Annotated in this window: 15 protein-coding genes; 8 read left to right on the top strand and 7 right to left on the bottom strand. The window is 71.4% G+C overall.

Annotated features, from left to right (window positions below; genetic code table 11):
- Positions 1 to 12: 12 nt before the first annotated feature.
- Both ACTMTI_RS00675 and ACTMTI_RS00670 read right to left on the bottom strand, forming a co-directional pair.
- Positions 13 to 873: a CDP-alcohol phosphatidyltransferase family protein gene (locus tag ACTMTI_RS00675; protein ID WP_441117470.1), complete on the bottom strand. Its 861-nt coding sequence runs from the start codon at positions 871 to 873 to the stop codon at positions 13 to 15.
- Between the two features lie 48 nt (positions 874 to 921).
- Positions 922 to 2,367, bottom strand: a complete 1,446-nt coding sequence (locus ACTMTI_RS00670) for a glycosyltransferase family 2 protein (protein WP_441117468.1) — start codon at positions 2,365 to 2,367, stop codon at positions 922 to 924.
- Between the two features lie 146 nt (positions 2,368 to 2,513).
- Here ACTMTI_RS00670 and ACTMTI_RS00665 point away from each other — a divergent pair, with 146 nt between their 5' ends.
- On the top strand, positions 2,514 to 3,005 hold the full coding sequence (locus ACTMTI_RS00665; RefSeq protein WP_441117466.1) for a GNAT family N-acetyltransferase: 492 nt from the start codon (positions 2,514 to 2,516) through the stop codon (positions 3,003 to 3,005).
- Positions 3,002 to 4,045: a pseudaminic acid synthase gene (gene pseI, locus ACTMTI_RS00660; protein ID WP_441117464.1), complete on the top strand. Its 1,044-nt coding sequence runs from the start codon at positions 3,002 to 3,004 to the stop codon at positions 4,043 to 4,045. The genes ACTMTI_RS00665 and pseI overlap by 4 nt, the downstream gene beginning before the upstream one ends.
- Here the strand turns inward: pseI and ACTMTI_RS00655 are convergent.
- Complete coding sequence (locus tag ACTMTI_RS00655; RefSeq protein WP_441117463.1) at positions 4,042 to 5,034, bottom strand: PseG/SpsG family protein; 993 nt, start codon at positions 5,032 to 5,034, stop codon at positions 4,042 to 4,044. The two genes, pseI and ACTMTI_RS00655, sit on opposite strands and share 4 nt — an antisense overlap.
- Positions 5,031 to 5,759 (bottom strand): cytidylyltransferase domain-containing protein, encoded by a 729-nt coding sequence (locus ACTMTI_RS00650; RefSeq protein WP_441117461.1) that lies wholly within the window; start codon positions 5,757 to 5,759, stop codon positions 5,031 to 5,033. Before ACTMTI_RS00650 ends, ACTMTI_RS00655 begins: the two co-directional genes overlap by 4 nt.
- Positions 5,760 to 5,843: 84 nt before the next feature.
- On the opposite strand from ACTMTI_RS00650, the gene pseB reads away from it, so the two are divergent.
- Both pseB and ACTMTI_RS00640 read left to right on the top strand, forming a co-directional pair.
- Complete coding sequence (gene pseB, locus ACTMTI_RS00645) at positions 5,844 to 6,821, top strand: UDP-N-acetylglucosamine 4,6-dehydratase (inverting) (RefSeq protein ID WP_441117459.1); 978 nt, start codon at positions 5,844 to 5,846, stop codon at positions 6,819 to 6,821.
- The gene (locus ACTMTI_RS00640) at positions 6,821 to 7,945 is read left to right on the top strand and encodes a DegT/DnrJ/EryC1/StrS family aminotransferase (RefSeq protein ID WP_441117458.1); all 1,125 of its coding nucleotides are present in this window, start codon (positions 6,821 to 6,823) and stop codon (positions 7,943 to 7,945) included. Before pseB ends, ACTMTI_RS00640 begins: the two co-directional genes overlap by 1 nt.
- A gap of 3 nt (positions 7,946 to 7,948) precedes the next feature.
- On the opposite strand, the gene ACTMTI_RS00635 is transcribed toward ACTMTI_RS00640, so the two are convergent.
- Genes ACTMTI_RS00635 through ACTMTI_RS00625 form a run of 3 tightly spaced genes read right to left on the bottom strand, consistent with a single transcriptional unit; the run spans position 7,949 to position 12,320 of the window.
- The gene (locus tag ACTMTI_RS00635) at positions 7,949 to 9,835 is read right to left on the bottom strand and encodes a glycosyltransferase family 2 protein (RefSeq protein ID WP_441117456.1); all 1,887 of its coding nucleotides are present in this window, start codon (positions 9,833 to 9,835) and stop codon (positions 7,949 to 7,951) included.
- 41 nt (positions 9,836 to 9,876) lie between these two features.
- On the bottom strand, positions 9,877 to 11,637 hold the full coding sequence (locus tag ACTMTI_RS00630) for a hypothetical protein (protein ID WP_441117455.1): 1,761 nt from the start codon (positions 11,635 to 11,637) through the stop codon (positions 9,877 to 9,879).
- Complete coding sequence (locus tag ACTMTI_RS00625) at positions 11,634 to 12,320, bottom strand: hypothetical protein (RefSeq protein WP_441117454.1); 687 nt, start codon at positions 12,318 to 12,320, stop codon at positions 11,634 to 11,636. Before ACTMTI_RS00625 ends, ACTMTI_RS00630 begins: the two co-directional genes overlap by 4 nt.
- A gap of 345 nt (positions 12,321 to 12,665) precedes the next feature.
- Between ACTMTI_RS00625 and ACTMTI_RS00620 the strand changes: the two genes are divergently transcribed.
- The 4 genes from ACTMTI_RS00620 (at position 12,666) to ACTMTI_RS00605 (ending at position 16,362) form a co-directional block, all read left to right on the top strand.
- Complete coding sequence (locus ACTMTI_RS00620) at positions 12,666 to 12,914, top strand: acyl carrier protein (RefSeq protein WP_441117452.1); 249 nt, start codon at positions 12,666 to 12,668, stop codon at positions 12,912 to 12,914.
- Complete coding sequence (locus ACTMTI_RS00615) at positions 12,889 to 13,764, top strand: SDR family oxidoreductase (RefSeq protein WP_441117451.1); 876 nt, start codon at positions 12,889 to 12,891, stop codon at positions 13,762 to 13,764. Before ACTMTI_RS00620 ends, ACTMTI_RS00615 begins: the two co-directional genes overlap by 26 nt.
- Entirely contained in the window at positions 13,761 to 15,074 is a 1,314-nt protein-coding gene (locus tag ACTMTI_RS00610; RefSeq protein WP_441117449.1) for an AMP-binding protein, read from the top strand. The genes ACTMTI_RS00615 and ACTMTI_RS00610 overlap by 4 nt, the downstream gene beginning before the upstream one ends.
- 262 nt (positions 15,075 to 15,336) lie before the next feature.
- Complete coding sequence (locus tag ACTMTI_RS00605) at positions 15,337 to 16,362, top strand: LuxE/PaaK family acyltransferase (protein WP_441117447.1); 1,026 nt, start codon at positions 15,337 to 15,339, stop codon at positions 16,360 to 16,362.
- Positions 16,363 to 16,510 lie beyond the last annotated feature (148 nt).

Raw genomic sequence — 16,510 nt, 5'->3', positions numbered from 1 at the left:
ACCCCCGAAAACTTAGACGAGAACGTGCTCTCGGCTCTCCCGAGAGGAGGCCACGGCGTGCCTGCGCGTGAAGCGCCACATCCGGTAGACAAGGAAGATCTCGTTGACGAGCAGCAGGACCCCGGCCGCCGCCGCGAGCGGGATCAGTGCCCAGGGCCCCGCGAGCGGCGCGACCACGAACACCGCGGCGTGGAACTCGATGCCGCTGATCAGGTGCGAGCGGACCCGGTGCCGGGCCAGGAACCGGTTGAGGCGCCTGGAGAAGGTGCGCTGCCGCGGCACCCGCTCCAGCGGCAGGCGCTCCAGCGGATCCGGCTCCACGAACTCCGGCCCGTCGCCGGGCGCCGGCTCCACGAGCTCCGGCCGGCCGTCGGGCGCCGGCTCCTGCCGCTCCTCCCGGACGGCCTCGCGCACCCGCTTCATTTGCGGCGCGTTGACGTACCTGAACAGGTCGAGCACGGCCACCGCCGCGCCGAGGAGGACGTAGCTCACATCTCCGGTCAGGGCGTACTGCCCGTATGCCAGCCCCCCGGCACACAGGACCACCCTGACGCGGTCCCCCACGTAGTCGAGCCAGAGGCCGAAGGGCGTCCCCGTGCCCTTGAGCCTGGCTATTTTGCCGTCCACGCAGTCGATCATGAAGCTGAGATAGAAGACCAGCGCGCCCGCCGCGAGCTGGTTCGCCGCGAAACACGCGGCCGACACCACGCCGAGGACCAGCGAGAGCACGGTGAGGCCGTTGGGCGTCAGCTGGGTGTGATTGGCGACGGGAAGGGCGACCCGGCAGGCGACCGGGTCCACGAAATACACGGTCCACCAGGAGTCTCTCCGCTTGCGTGTCTCGTAGACGTCATCGAGCGAATAGGTCCTCATGGAGACCAGCATGAACACCCTTCGCGCCCCAGCGATTACTGTCTGGAACTACTGGGTGATGTCCATGCCGGTTCTTGACCAACCCGGCACTGAAAACCGCCACGTGGAATTGGCCTCGCCATCTCTGAACCAGCCCTTGAGCACGAGTCCGCGTGTCTCGACCCGCACTTGCAGCCGCCAGCTCGGCCCGCCGCCGTCGAGCTGCCCGGGGTCGATCACGGTCTCGAACCCGTGGCGGCCGCGGCGCCGTACCTCCAGGGGGATCCGGCGGCGGCCGCTGCAGAGCCACAGGTCCAGCCGGCCGACCCGGCGATCGACGCGGTGCATGGCCACGTGACCGCGGACCCGGTATTCGGCGCCGGTCCACTCGCACTCCTCGACCCTGGCGATCAATTTGATCTCGTTCGTGGCCTCGAAGATCTCGTCCGGAATCTTGAGCCGCCAGTTGCGGAAGAAGGGGTAGTCGCCATACCAGCCCGTGGTACGCCAGCCGCGCGGCACGATGCGGGTGCCGTCCACGCAGGAGCGCCGGAACTGGCGAATCTTGCGCAGCTCCGCCACCAGGCCGCGGCTGAGCAGGTGCAGCTCCAGGCGGCGCAGCGAGGGCGCGTCCTCCAACGTCTTCTGGCCCAGCTCGGCCACCCAGGAGCGGGCCAGGTCGAGCAGCTGCTCCGGCTCCTCGCTCGTCTCCAGCGCCTGGAACAGGAAGACGAAGTCCTTCTCCAGCACCAGCGCGTCGAAGCCGTCGCGCAACTCGGGCGCCCGCTCGTCGAGGAAGGCGCGGACCGCGCGAATGGCGGTCAGCCGCTCGTGCAGGTTGTCCGGCTCCGCCCGGCGCTGCGTGATCGACGTCTCCCCCTCGTCGTCGCGCCTGCGCCAGTGGTAGACCACGTCGCCCACCATGTCCACGCTGGTGGCCAGCACGTGCGCCTGCATCGCGACCGGCACGTCCTCGTAGATGCCCGCCGGGAACTCCAGCCCGTTGCGCTCCCAGAAGTCGCGCCGGTAGACCTTGTTCCAGACCGTGCGGTCCCTGATGAGCACCTGTTTGTCGGTGATATGGGTGCACAGCACCGGCCGCCTGAACACCTTCTCGTGCAGGATCGACTCCTCCAGCTCGCCGTCCACGAGCCTGCGCACCGCGCCGCACGCCAGGTCGGAGCCGGTCTCGGCCAGCGTGGCGAGAAGCCGCTCGTACGCCTGCGGCGGCACGACGTCGTCGGCGTCGGCGAAGGCCAGATAGGCGCCCCTGGCCTGCTGGATTCCCGCGTTGCGGGCCGGACCGGGGCCTTGGTTGCGCTGCTCGATCACGATGAAGCGGCGGTCGCGCGCGGCGAAGTCCTCGGCCACCTGACGGCTGCCGTCGCACGAGCCGTCGTCGACCAGGACGACCTCGATGTCGTCCAGCGTCTGGGCGGCCAGCGATTTGAGGCACTCCGTGATGTACGGCTCCACGTTGTAGACGGGAACGACGACGCTGAGCAGGGGGATCATGCCGATGTGCTCCTTGGCTGTCGGAATGGGGATCAACGGCAGCATGCCTCGGGGGCGGCATCCGATGTCCGTCCCTGACGAGCTCTTTACCGGATGCCGATCCGCTACGTTGGGCAATGAGTCGAGCACAGACAGTAGGAGGGGCGGTGCTGAGACAAGTCCGGGACGACGATCTGCCCGCCATGCGCCGATGGCGGAACCATCCGCGGGTGCGCGCGGCCAGCTTCACCACGCACGAGATCGGCGAGGACGAGCATGCCCGCTGGTGGGCGGCCACGTGCGCGGACGCGGGCAAGCGGGTGCTGATCTACGACCACGAGGGGACCGCCGCGGGCGTCGTGACGTACGCGGCCCTGGCGCCGGGGAGCGCCTGCTGGGGCTTCTACCTGGACCTCGACGGGCTGGAACGGTCGGGGACGCTGCTGCGGGCGTGGATCGGCCTGGAGCGGGCGGCGATCGAGCACGCCTTCGGGCCGCTCGGGCTGACCACGCTCCGCGGGGAAGTGCTGGCCGGCAACGCGCCGGTCAGGTCGCTGCACAGGCGGTTCGGGTTCGTCGAGGTGGGCGCCTACCAGCGCGACGTGGACGGGGTGCCACGCGACGTCGTGGCCATCGAGCTCAGGAAGGACGAGACATGATCTCCATCGCGGGGCGGGCGATCGGGCCCGCGCATCCGCCGTTCGTGGTCGCCGAGCTGTCCGGCAACCACAACGGCAGCCTGGAACGGGCGCTGGCCATCGTGGACGCGGTGGCCGACAGCGGGGCGCACGCGCTGAAGCTGCAGACCTACCGGGCCGACACGTTGACCATCGACGTCGACGCGCCCGCGTTCCGCGTCGGCGACGGGCACGCGTTGTGGGGCGGCGAGAGCCTTTACCGGCTGTTCGAACGCGCCCACACGCCGTGGGAGTGGCACGAGCCGATCTTCGAGCGGGCGCGCTCGCGCGGGCTCGTCGCGTTCTCCTCGCCGTTCGACCCCACGGCCGTTGAGCTGCTGGAGAAGCTGGACGTGCCGGCGTACAAGATCGCCTCGTCGGAGATCGTGGACCTGCCGCTGATCAGGCTGGCGGCCGGCACGGGCAAGCCGCTGATCATCTCCACGGGGATGGCCTCGGCCGGCGAGATCCACGCCGCGGTGACCGCTGCCCGCGAGGCCGGCTGCACCCAGCTCGCCGTGCTGTCCTGCACGGCGTCCTACCCGGCCTCTCCCGCCGAGAGCAACCTGCGGGCGCTGCCGCTGCTGGCCGCGCTCACGGGGGAGGTCGTCGGCGTCTCCGACCACACGCCCGGGCTCGGGGTCCCGCTGGCCGCGGTGGCGCTGGGGGCCTGCCTGATCGAGAAGCACGTAACCGCGTCCCGGGCCGACGGCGGAGTGGACGCGGCGTTCTCGCTGGAGCCCGCCGAGCTGGCGGCGCTGGTGGTGGAGAGCGAGCGGGCCTGGCAGTCGCTGGGAAGCGCGGTGATCGGGCCGCGCGCGTCCGAGCGCGAGGGGCTGCGGTTCCGGCGATCGCTGTACGTGGTGCGCGACGTGCGCGCCGGTGAGCCGGTGACCGGGGAGAACGTACGGTCGATCCGGCCTTCCGGCGGACTGCCTCCCGATGCGGCACGGGAGGTGATGAACCGCCGCTTCACCCGCGACGTGCCCATGGGCACCCCGCTGACCTGGGACCTGATCTAGGAGAGGGCCATCAGTGCGGCGGCGACGCGTTCCCTGCCTTTGCCGTCCACCAGGCCGCGGCCCCGCCGGCCGTGTTCCTCGCGGGCGGCGGGGTCTTCCAGCAGGCGGGCCAGCACGCCGACGGCCGCCGCGTCGGGCGTGCCCCCGAGCCCGGCCGCGGCTCCCCTGTCCACGAGTTCCCGGTAGCCGATGAGCTGGTTGTCCGCCACCCAGCTCAGCGCCGTGGGCACGCCGAGATGGAGCAGCTCCCAGATGGCCGAGCCCGCGGCGGTGACCACGAGGTCGGCCGCGGCCATGAGCTCGGGCAACCGGTCCGTCGGCGGGATGACGGTGATCTGGTCGCTCGCGGGGAAGGGCGTGGGGCTGACGACCGTGCCCTGGAACGGCACCCCGGTCGCGTGGAGCGCCTCCGCCCAGGCGGGGGCGACGCCGGCGCTGTCGGTGCCACCGAAGAAGCACAGGACGCGCGGCACCGCACCGGCTCGTCGCGGCGACCGTGCACGCCCCCGCACGCTGTCGCGCAGGAGCACGTAACGCGCCCCGGCCAGCCGCCGCCCGGATTGTGCGGCCGGGAGCCGGGGGAAGGGGCGGTGCTCGGCGCCGAGGTTCTGGTCGAGGTAGAGGTCGGCCTCCTGGCCCAGCGGATCGCCGTCGACGATGGCGAGCACCGTCAGTCCCGCGCCCCTGAGCACCGCTCCCGTCTCCGCGGGCAGCTCGTAGGAGTCGAGCACCACCGCGTCCAGCCGCAGCTCGCGGGCCAGCGCCGCCAGGCGGGCCGGCGTCCGGGGCGCGGCCACCAGCGGCAACCCGCGCTCGCGAAGCTGCGCCCGCGCCCACTCCGAGCCGCGCACCTCGCCGAGGAAGACCACGTGAACCCCCCGAGCGCACAGCTCCTCGGCCAGCGCCACGCAGCGCACCAGATGGCCGACCCCGCCACGGACCCCGGCGTCGCAGCGGAAGCCCACCCGGCGACCAGAGCTCCCGGTCACGCGTCCTGGAGCGCCTTCTGCTGGACGTGCGCGTTCAGCCCGCACACCTCGGGCCGGGCCTGCAGCCAGCTCACCAGCCTCCTGGCCGGCACGCATCCGTCCCCCAGAGCGTCCACCACCCGGGAGATCAGCCGCCAGTCGTCCTCGGTGTCGAGCGTGACCCGCAGGTCGGCGGCGACCGGCCGGTATGCGAGCCCGAGCAGCCGCGCGTCCCCCGGATGCTCGTAGACGTAGGAGGTCACGTGGGCCCGGTGGAACGACGTGGCCTCCCGGTCCGCCCACTCCAGCGCCGAGCGGCTCACGATCTCCACGTCCAGCCCGCGCGGCAGCGTACGCGCCAGGCTCGTGCTCAGGTAGTCGAGCCCGGGGACGGCACGATAGACCAGCGCCGCCTCCCTGATCACGGTGGGGTCCAGCAGCGGGCAGTCCGCCGTGAACCGCATCACCGCCTCCCCCGCCCGGCCCTCCAGCACCTGCATGAACCGCGCCAGCACGTCGTCGACCGGCCCCCGATGCCAGGCCACGTCCAGCCGCCGGCACTCGGCGACCACCGCGTCGTCGGCCGCCTCCGTCGTGGTGGCCACCACGAGGTCGTCGAGCGCGTGCGACTCGCGTACGGCCCGGACCACCCACCCCAGCACCGACCGTCCACCCAGCTCCCGCAACACCTTCCCGGGCAGGCGCGTGGAGCCCATGCGCGCCTGAACAATTCCGACAATACGCACCGAAGCCCCATTCCCCCGAGTGACCGTACGTCATCGCACGATCGCGCTATGCTACCGCCCCGGTACGCGATTTCAGGGGGCCACGTGAGCATTCTCAGTGGATCGTCCATTCTGATTACCGGAGGCACGGGGTCCTTCGGCAAGGCGTTCATCCGCCACGCGCTCGACACCCTCGGGGTGCGGCGCCTGGCGGTCTTCTCCCGCGACGAGCTGAAACAGTACGAGATCCGCCAGCTCTTCGGCGACGACGAGCGGCTGCGCTGGTTCATCGGCGACGTCAGGGACCGCGACCGGCTGACCCGCGCCATGCGCGGCATCGACCATGTCGTCCACGCGGCGGCGCTCAAGCAGGTCGACACGGCCGAATACAACCCGTTCGAATACGTGCGCACCAATGTCGCCGGATCGCAGAACGTCGTCGAGGCGGCCATCGACTGCGGCGTGCGCAAGGTCGTCGCGCTCTCCACCGACAAGGCCTCGAGCCCGATCAACCTCTACGGCGCCACGAAGCTGGTCGCGGACAAGCTGTTCGTGTCGGCCAACCACTACGCCGCCGGGCACGAGACCCGCTTCGCCGTGGTCCGCTACGGCAACGTCGTGGGCAGCAGAGGCTCGGTGGTCCCGCTGTTCCAGAAGCTGGCCGAGCAGGGCGGCAGCCTGCCGATCACCGACAAGCGCATGACGAGGTTCTGGATCACTCTCGACCAGGCGGTCAGGTTCGTGGTGGAGTCGTTCGAGTTCATGCAGGGCGGCGAGCTCTACGTGCCGCGCATCCCCAGCATGCGGCTCACCGACCTGGCCGAGGCGCTGGCGCCGGACAGCCCGATCTACGAGATCGGCGTCCGGCCGGGCGAGAAACTGCACGAGGAGATGATCGCCCCGGACGACAGCCGCAGGACGCTGCGGCTGCCCGACCGCTTCGTGGTCCAGCCCACGATCGCGACCTGGGGCTACGTGCCGCCGCAGAGCGGCGAGCTGCTGCCCGAGGGCTTCGCCTACCGCTCCGACACCAACGACGAGTGGCTGACCGTGGACGACCTGCGCGGCATGGTGGCCGGCTGATGCTGCCCTACGGGCGGCAGTCGATCACCGAGTCCGACGTCGAGGCGGTGGCCGAGGTGCTGCGCGGCGACTGGCTGACCACCGGTCCGGCGGTGGCCGCGTTCGAGGCGGAGCTGGCCCGCTGGACGGGCGGGGTGCCGTGCGTGGCGGTCACGTCGGGCACGGCCGCGCTGCACGTCGCCTACATGGCGGCCGGGGTGCGGGCGGGTGATGAGGTGGTCACGTCGCCGCTGACGTTCGTGGCCACGGCTTCCACCGCGGCGCTGCTCGGCGCGCGGGTGGTCTTCGCCGACGTGCAGCCCGACACCGGCAACCTCGACCCCGACGCCGTCGCCTCGCTGGTCACCGCCCGGACGCGGGCGGTCACGGCAGTGGACTACGCGGGCCATCCCGCCGACTACGACGAGCTCCGGGCGGTCACCGACCGGACCGGGGCGGTGCTGGTGGGCGACGCGGCGCATTCCATCGGGGCGGCGTACAAACATCGGCCCGTGGGGGCGCTGGCGGACCTCACGACGTTCTCGTTCTTCCCGACCAAGACCGTCACGACCGCGGAGGGCGGCGCGGTCGCGGCGGCCGACCCCGAGCGGCACGCGCGGGCCGCCCGCTTCAGGAACCACGGCCTGGTCAGGGACCCCGCCGAGCAGCGGGCGCCGGACGAGGGCGAGTGGCATCAGGAGGTGCACGAGTTCGGGCTCAACTACCGGCTGCCCGACGTGCTCTGCGCGCTCGGCATCAGCCAGCTGCGGCGCCTGACCCGCTTCCGCGAGCGCAGATCCGCGCTGGTCGCCCGCTACAACGCGCTGCTGCGCGACGTGCCGGGGCTGACTCTTCCCGCACAGCGGGCGTACGCGTCGCCGAGCTGGCACCTCTATCCGCTGCGGATCCGCGACGGACGCCGGCGCGAGGTCTACGAACGCATGCGGGCCGCGGGCATCGGCGTGCAGGTCAACTACCTGCCGGCGTACTGGCATCCGGTGTTCGAGGACCTCGGCTACCGGCGTGGGCTCTGCCCGCGCGCGGAGGCCTACTACGCCGAGGAGCTGTCGCTGCCGCTGTTCGCCGACCTCACCGACGCCCAGCAGGACCGGGTCGTGGAGACGCTGGCGCAGATCATGGACTGACCGTCAGAGTTCGGCGAGCAGCAGGCCGCCTTCCTCGCACCGGTCGATGAGGAAGCGCCGGTCGGCGACGGTCGCGACGGGACGCTCCCTGGTCCGCGCCAGCGGGCGGAGCGGTTTGCCCTGGTCGATGACGACCTCCCACAACGACTCGTCGCCGACGCCCTCGTCGATGCCGGCCAGCGGCACCCGCGCGTGGAAGTCCTTGCCCGCCAGCGTCACCGGGAAATACATCTCCTCGCCGTCGCTCCTGCGTCTCAGCCTGAGCACCGGCTCGCCGTCGCCGACGTCAGCCATCTCTCCCGAGAACACCAGGTCGCCGCCGTCCACCCGGCACTTCCCGATGATCGCCTCCGCCCGGCGCAGCCGCAGGCCCCACGTACCTTTGGCGTTGCGTACCGGCACCAGCCACACACCCGACCTGCGGCGCGGCGCCGGGATCAGGGGCGGCAGCCACCGCGGCCCCCGCACCTTGCCGTCGAGCCGCAGCCCTTGGCCCCTGAGCTGGACGCGCAGGTCCCAGTGGCCGCGCCGGGCGAGCTGGGCGGGCGACAACGCGGCCGGGTCGAAGGTGAACTCGAACGGGAACGCGTGCTCGGGCACCGTCACGCCTTCCTCCTGCTCGACGCTCTCCCAGCTCGGCGTGGCGTCCCCCTCCGACAGCGGTACGGTCTCGCCGGTCCTGCGTTCCTGCAGCCAGACGCGTACGCGCACGCGGCGCAGCTCGCCGGCGTCGAACCCCTCGAGGGCCACCCGGCCCGCGCCGCTGAGCACGCCGTCGCGCCAGTCGAGGCGAACCAGCCAGGCCAGCAGGCCCAGCTCGGCCGAGACATCCGACAGATGTCCCGGCATCCATGGATGCCTGCCGCGCCAGGACCTGCGCAACAGCCCGGCCGGGCTGACCCGGGGCCGCAGCCGCCCGTCGCGGGCCTGGGCGGCCACGTCGGCCAGCTCGTCCAGGCGACGCTGGTGCAGCAGGTGGACCTGGAGCCGGTGCGCGAACGGGATGCTCTGCCACGCCTCGCGCGACACGCCGTCGAGATAGCGGACGATCAGGTCGAGCAGCTCAGGATCCGCTGACGCGCCCATGGCGGCCATGGCCTCCACCGCCACGCTCATGTCGATGTCGAGCGTGTCGCGATCGAAGTCCGGCTTGAGGCGCGGCGCCCGGCGGCTGAGCAGGCCGGCGGTCTCCAGCACCGACAGCAGGCGGTCACGCAGGTTGTCCGGCTCCAGGCTGCGCTGGGTGATCGAGGAGCCCGGCTCGTCCCGCTGCCGCCAGTGGTAGACGATCCTGGCCAGCACGTCCACCGAACCGGCCCCCACGTGGGCGGCCATGGCGACGGGCTGGTCCTCGTACATGCGCTCGGGGAAGCTCAGGCCGAGGTCGTCCCAGAAGGTACGGCGGTAGACCTTGTTCCACAGCATGCGGTCGCGGATCAGCAGCGGGTGGCGGGTGATGTGGGTGCCTTTGATGGGCCTGGCGAACGCCTTCTTGTGCGCCCACGACGGGATCAGCAGGTTCCTGTAGAGACGCATGACGTTTCCGCAGGCCAGGTCGGAGCCGGTGGATTCGAGCGAGGACACCAGGCGCCTGAACGCGTCCGGGGGCACGGTGTCGTCGCCGTCCACGAAGGCGAGATAGCGGCCCTTCGCCTGGCGTATGCCGACGTTGCGGGCCCGGCCCACGCCCCGGTTGTCCTGTCTGATGAGGGTGATCCGGCGGTCCTCGGCCTGCCTGGACTCGACGACGGCCGGGCCGCCGTCGTCGCTGCCGTCGTCCACGCAGATCACCTCCAGGTCGTCCAGCGTCTGGGCGGCGATGGAGTCCAGGCAGGGTCCGATGTACTTTTCGACGTTGTAGAACGGGACGATCACCGAAAGAACCGGCACAAGCTCTCCTTCTTTCAGGTTCCTCAGCCCTTTTCGGGTCTTCAGCCGGACAGCATGCGGATGACCTTGCGGGCGACCCTGCGTGGGCGGGCCAGGCGGCGTGAGAGCCGGTATCCGAGCGTCCTGCGGTAGGCGGTGGCCTTGCGCTGGGTCCTTCTCAGCTTGGCTTTGGCCCTGACCAGCTCGCGTTCGCGGTAGGAGAGCTTGGTCTCCAGGCGCGAGATGCGCGCCAGGGCGGCGGTGAGCTGGTCGGCCAGGCGGTCGCGGGCGCCGAGCAGGTCGCGGTAGGTGGGTGCCTGCTCGGCCGGCTCGGCATCCTGGCCCAGCTCGGCGTCGAGCTTTCTGGCCAGGTCGAGGTCGCCTGCGTCGCAGGGGCGGTCGGCCATGCCGCACAGGGTCAGCGTGAGCTGGTCCGCCTCCAGCGGCCACGGCCACGGATGGTGGTGACCGGCGGCCAGCAGCCTGACCGCGAACCGCCACAGGATCCGGCACAGGACGACGCGGGGTTCTGGCGCCGTGGACGGGGGCGGTGCCGGGTTGGTGGCGGCGAACCGCTCACCGTCGTACACCAGGCTGTCGGTGGCCGCCGTGACGTCGCCGCCCGCCTCCAGCCAGGTGGCCAGGTCGGCGAGCAGCTCACGTACGGTCTTCACGTCCTCGCGGGCGCACGCCTCGACGAGGATCTCCTCGACCACCCTGCCGGTCGGGATCGGGCGTACGGTGCCGTCGGGGAGCTGTTTGAGTCCGGCACGGGTGAGCTCGTAGACGACTGAGCCCTCCTCGATCAGCCCCAACGGCAGCTCTTCGCGGACCCGTCGCGGCTCCGCCACCTCGCCATCGGGGACCGGCGCCGGCTCCCCCGCCTCACACGGACCCCCCTCCGGCCACGCCACCTCACACGGACCGCCATCCGGCCACGCCGCCTCGGCCTCGCAGTCCGGAGGTGCCACGACGGCGGGGGCGCCGGCCGGTCGGCGGGAGGCCACGGTCAGCCAGAGCGGGGCCAGTTCCTCACCCAGGCGGTGCCGGAACACCAGACGCGTCAGCCGCAACGGGTCGGTCACCAGCATCCGGTCACCGTCGAGGGCGCTCAGCGGGAACGTGAGCGCGTCGGGCAGGTCGAAGGCCAGCGCCTCGCGGGCGAGCAACGCCCGCGGCGACTGTCGGCCCGGATACGCCGCGTAGCACCGCTGGACGGTCAGTCCCACGGACTCCAGCCCCGCGTCCAAGACCCCAGGGCCGCTGGGATAGCTGGGGTCGAAACCGTGCGGGGCCCACTGGTCGTCGGCACCTTCCCGGTCGGCGGTCCTGGCCTCGATGAAGCGGTCGACGCCCAGGTCGTTGCGTACGCCGAGCACCAGCCGCCCGCCGGGGGCGACGAGCGCGGCCAGCGCGTCGAGCGACTCGATCCAGGCCGCCGCCGGCGCCTCCGCGGAGTGCGTACGCAAGAGCCCGTCGAGCGCCAGCACCAGATCGTACGGCTCGTCCGCGGCGAACACCTCCAGCCGCCCGCAGAAGACCGCCAGCCCCGGATGGCGTTCGCCGAGCGCACAGGCGTCAGGGTAGGAGCGCAGCAGCACGGCCGCCGCAGGGGCGCGCGCGACCACCTCGTCGACCACCACCTGCGGATGCGGGCCGACGAGCAGCACTCTGCCGCTCACCGGGACCATCCGGCTGATCAGCTCCAGTGCCGCCCACCGCCAGTCCGTGATGCCACCCACGTTGGACATGTCGGACCACAGCAGCATTTCTCCGCCGATCAACCGGACGGTCTCGGGTGCCTCGTTCATGCGGGTGTTCATGACCTCACTCCGTGAGGCGGCTCGGTCGCCATCCGCCGCGCGGCCCGCTTCCATCCGAACATTCGCCGTAGCTCCTCCGGTGTCGCCTGATACTCGAATCCCAGCTCCCGCCGCGCCACCTCGGCCGCCAGCTCGGGATCGACGCGCGTGCCGTGCAGCTCCGGCCAGAGCCGCAGGCGGCGCGCCGTGCCGCCGTATTCGGGACGCTCGTCCTCGAACTGCATCGGGTCCCCGTATACAGCCACCTCGCACCCCACCGAGGCGCCGTAGAACACCGCGCTGCCGAGCCTGTTGGAGGCCACCCTGCGATGGCGCCGGAGCTGGACCAGCTGCTTGCGCAGGAAGTCGCGTCCCTTGCTCTCCCAGCGGGATCCGCGGTCGCCATGGCAGATGACCCGAAATCCTCTCGATTCGTACGCCTGCCGAATGTCCGGATTCGCGAATTCCAGCCAATAAAGACAAACCGTGACCGGACCCGTCTCGACATTTCGGATTTCGTCGGCGAGGCGTGCGTGGTCACCCTTGACGGAATGCTTCTCCCAGCCGTGAAAGGGATACCAGATCGTACCCTTGCGCTCGGCCGTCACGCCCAGCTCGGGCTCCAGGTAAAGGAGGTAAATCCAGGGGGCGCCGATGAGGTAGTGTCCTCTGCGGCCCATCGACCAGCCTCGGCGTCGCAGCACGTCAGACCAGATGAAACGGGGATATCCAGGACTGCACCAGTGGTCGTTCGGGGGAAATCCATGGAGATAGTTCCATCCATGCTGGAGGAAGCCTTGAATTCGCTTCGGCGTCTCGTCCTGCAGCCCGCAATACCTGCCGAGTATGCGGGAGTGCCCATACCAATGATTGGATTCGTCCATCATTCCCCCTGTAGTGGTCGGCGCGCCCCATCCGACATTCCCAGCCCCGAACATGCCGCACGCGCCGTTATACAGTTCCATTACCCGGCGCGGGGGCTTGGTTTCTCCTGACTCGAAAGTGCCGCTACACTACGTCGTGGCTTGAGGACAGAGAGTGAGATGATCATGAATCAGCTCGATCGCCTGCGGGCCGTCTTCCGCAGGGCGCTCAACCTTCCCGCCGACGCCGACGTCGACGGCCTCGAATACCGTGCCATCCCGCAGTGGGACTCACTGGCCCACATGGCGTTGGTCGCCGCGATGGAGGACGAGTTCTCCATCATGATCGACACGACCGAAATGATCGACATGAGCTCGTTCGCGAAGGCGGCAGAGCTGCTGGAGAAGCATGGCATCGGCGCCGCCGCCCGCTGAGGGCCGCGCCGACATGGCCTCGGCGCTGCCATCCGAAAGCCGCGCCGGGGTCTCGGCGCCGCCACCCGAAAGCCGGGCCGACATGGCCTCGGCGCTGCTGCCGTCCGATGCTTTGGAGGACCGCGTCGCCCTGGTCACGGGCTCGACGGCGGGCATCGGCCGGGCGGTCGCGGCCACGCTGGCGGCGCGCGGCCACACCGTCGTGCTGCACGGCCGCGGCGAGGAGCGCGCCGCGAAGGCCGCCGCCGAGGTGGGCGCGCAGACCGGCGGGCTGACCGATTCAGTGCACGGCGACGTGTCGGAGCCCGCTCTCGTCTCGGCCATGATGCGGCAGATCTACCAGCGGCACGGCCGGCTCGACGCCCTCGTGATCAACGCCGGCATCCACGCCGCGGGCCTGCTCGGCATGGTCCACCACGACACGGTCAGCCGGCTCTTCGAGGTCAACGCGATGGGCGCGACACACACCCTGCAGGCCTCACTCAGGCTGCTGCGCCGGGGCACCAGCCCCGCCGTGGTGCTCATCTCCTCGATCATGGGCCGGGCGGGCGGTCCGGGGCAGGCGGTCTACTCCGCCACCAAGGCGTCGGTCATCGGGCTCACCCTGGCCGCGGCCAAGGAGCTGGGTCCCACCGGGGTCAGGGTCAACGCCGTGGCCCCCGGCTACATCCAGACGAACATGCTCGCCACGCTCGACGGCCAGGCCCGCGCGGCCACGATCGCGGCGACCCCGCTCGGCCGCCTGGGCAGGCCCGACGACGTCGCCCGCGCCGTCGCGTTCCTGCTCTCGTCCGACGCGTGCTTCATCACCGGCCAGGTCATCGGTGTGGACGGCGGGCTGGTGCTGTGACATTCCCACACCCACGAGCCCGGCTCGTCGTCGCCGGAAACCGGGAGAGCTGCCTCACCGGCGACGAGCTGGTCCACCACGTTACCCGCACGGCCGAGGCCCTGGCCCGGCTGCGGCCGGGGCCGCTGTTCTGCGGCATGCGCAACAACCTCATGTCCGTGTTGCGCTACCTCGCCGCCTGGCGCTCCGGCCGGGCGATCGCACTGCTCGACCCCGACCTGTCCGCCGGGACGCTGGCCGACCTGGTGGGGCGGTTCAGGCCCGCCGCGTTGCTCGGGTTCACGCACGCGACCGACGGCTCGCCGCCGGCGCGCCGCGGCGCGCCGGAGCCGCATCCCGACCTGGCCGTCCTCCTCGCCACGTCGGGCTCGACAGGCAACCCCAAGCTCGTCCGCCTGTCGCGCCAGGCCGTGCTGGCCAACGCCGCCGCCATCACCACGGCCCTGTCCATCACCGCCGACGAGGTCGCGCCCACGAGCCTGCCGCTGCACTACAGCTACGGCCTGTCGGTGCTCAACAGCCATCTGGCGGCGGGCGCGACCGTGATGCTGACGGAGGCGGGGCTGCTGGAGCGATCGTTCTGGACGCATCTGGACGCGCACCGGTGCACGTCGCTGGCCGCCGTCCCCTACCAGTACGAAATGCTGCGCCGGCTCCGCTACGACCGCTCCGAGCACCCGACGGTCGCCACGCTCACGCAGGCGGGCGGACGGCTCAGTCCCGAGCTGGTCATGGAGTTCGCGGGGAAGGCGGACCGGTTCTTCGTCATGTACGGGCAGACGGAGGCCACGGCGCGCATCGCCGTCCTGCCGCCGGACCGGCTCGCCGACAAGCCCGGCTCGGTGGGGCTCGCCGTTCCCGGGGGGCGGCTGGCCATCGATGACGGGGAGGTCGTCTACCACGGGCCCAACGTCATGATGGGCTACGCGGAGACGGCCGAGGACCTGGCCGGAGGGGACGCTCTGGGCGGGGTGCTGCGCACGGGCGATCTCGGGCGGCTGGATTCCGAGGGGTTCCTCTACCTCACCGGGCGGCTCAAGCGGATCGCCAAGATCTTCGGGATCCGGGTGAATCTCGACGACGTCGAGCGCCTGCTGCGCGACGCGGGGCCGGTGGCCGCCACCAGCGGGGACGACCGGGTGACGGTGTGGGCCGAGGGGCTGGACGCGGCCGGGTGCGCGGGACTGGCCCGGCGGCTGGGCGCCGAGTTGCAGGTGCATTGGAGCGGGTTCGACGTGCGCGGCGTCGACCGGTTGCCCCTGCTGGCCACCGGCAAGGTCGACTACCGAGCCCTGGAAGCACAGGCATGAACGGCCACGCGCTACCTGCGGCTGGGCACTCGGGGCGGTTGCCCGACCCGGACGCACACCACGCAGCCGCCCGCCCGGGCCCACACCACCCAGCCGCCCACCCCGGCGCACGCCGGGCAGCCACCCACCCGGACGCACGCCAGGCAGCCGCCCGCCCGGACGCACGCCAGGCAGCCGCCCGCCCGCACGCGCGCCTCGCAGTTGCGGGCCGGCGAGCGAAGGTCGTCCCGTGCTTGGTCGTTGCGCAGGCAGGGGGCGGCGGGTGAGTGTGTTCACGCTGGCTGAGGCGGAGCGGGAGGCGGTGCTGGCGCCCGAGTTGGCCGCGCTGACCGAGCGGCACCGGCAGGCGTGCCCGCCGTACCGCCGTATTCTCGACGCGATCGGAGCGGCGCCACCGTACGGGCGGGTGGCGGACCTGCCGTGGCTGCCGGTGCGGCTGTTCAAGACGCACGAGTTGCGCAGCGTGCCGCAAGATCAGGTGTTCCGGGTGTTGACCTCCAGCGGGACCACCGGGCAGCGGCCGAGCCGGGTCTACCTCGACCGGGAGGCGGCCGCGGCGCAGACACGCATGCTGGCGGCGACGCTCAAGGGCGTGCTGGGCGGGCGGCGGCTGCCGATGCTGATCGTCGACAGCCGCTCCGTGGTGCGTGATCCGATGTTGAGCGCTCGCGGCGCCGGGGTGCTCGGGATGATGAACTTCGGCAGGGACCACACGTTCGTGCTCGACGAGCAGGGGCGGCTGGACGCGGAGGCGGTCAAGGGGTTCCTGGCGCGGCACGGGGGCGAGCGATTCCTGATCTTCGGGTTCACCTACCTGGTGTGGCTCAGCCTGCGCGGCCTCGGGGCGGACCTGTCGCAGGGGGTGCTGATCCATTCCGGCGGCTGGAAGCGGCTGGCGGAGCAGGCGGTGGACAACGCCGAGTTCCGCCGGCGGCTGGCGGCGGAGTACGGGCTGAGCAGGGTGCACAACTTCTACGGGATGGTGGAGCAGATCGGGACCGTCTTCCTGGAAGGGCCGGACGGGGATGGGCTCTACTGCCCTGATTTCGCCGATGTCGTGATCCGTGATCCCGAGACCTGGCAGGAGGCTCCGCCGGGCGTGCCGGGGCTGATCGAGGTGGTCAGCACACTGCCGACGTCCTATCCCGGGCATGTGCTGCTCACCGAGGATCTCGGCGTCGTACACGGCGTCGACGACGGGGCTTGGCCGGGGAAGCGGTTCGCGGTCCTCGGCAGGCTGCCGCAGGCGGAGGCGCGCGGCTGCAGTGACACCATGGGGCAGGGCTGATGCCGAACCACTCCAACACGACAACACCGGTCAGCGACTCCGGCGGCGCGGCGCTGGGCGGCGGTCCACCTGGCGCCGTCACGGACGGCGGTCCACATGGCGCTGTCGCGGGCGGTTCGAATGGTGAGGCGGCGAGCCGGGGTGACGC

Source organism: Nonomuraea sp. H19 (assembly GCF_052068215.1).
In the GTDB taxonomy this organism is placed as follows: domain Bacteria; phylum Actinomycetota; class Actinomycetes; order Streptosporangiales; family Streptosporangiaceae; genus Nonomuraea.
Note: the sequence above shows the minus strand (reverse complement) of the source record. Positions and strands in the feature narration are given on the sequence as shown.

Bases quoted from the DNA above. Each gene is read 5' to 3' on its own strand.
- ACTMTI_RS00675 (WP_441117470.1), bottom strand. From the start codon at position 873: ATGAGGACCTATTCGCTCGATGACGTCTACGAGACACGCAAGCGGAGA.
- ACTMTI_RS00670 (WP_441117468.1), bottom strand. From the start codon at position 2,367: ATGATCCCCCTGCTCAGCGTCGTCGTTCCCGTCTACAACGTGGAGCCG.
- pseI (WP_441117464.1), top strand. From the start codon at position 3,002: ATGATCTCCATCGCGGGGCGGGCGATCGGGCCCGCGCATCCGCCGTTC.
- ACTMTI_RS00640 (WP_441117458.1), top strand. From the start codon at position 6,821: ATGCTGCCCTACGGGCGGCAGTCGATCACCGAGTCCGACGTCGAGGCG.
- ACTMTI_RS00630 (WP_441117455.1), bottom strand. From the start codon at position 11,637: ATGAACACCCGCATGAACGAGGCACCCGAGACCGTCCGGTTGATCGGC.
- ACTMTI_RS00620 (WP_441117452.1), top strand. From the start codon at position 12,666: ATGAATCAGCTCGATCGCCTGCGGGCCGTCTTCCGCAGGGCGCTCAAC.
- ACTMTI_RS00615 (WP_441117451.1), top strand. From the start codon at position 12,889: ATGGCATCGGCGCCGCCGCCCGCTGAGGGCCGCGCCGACATGGCCTCG.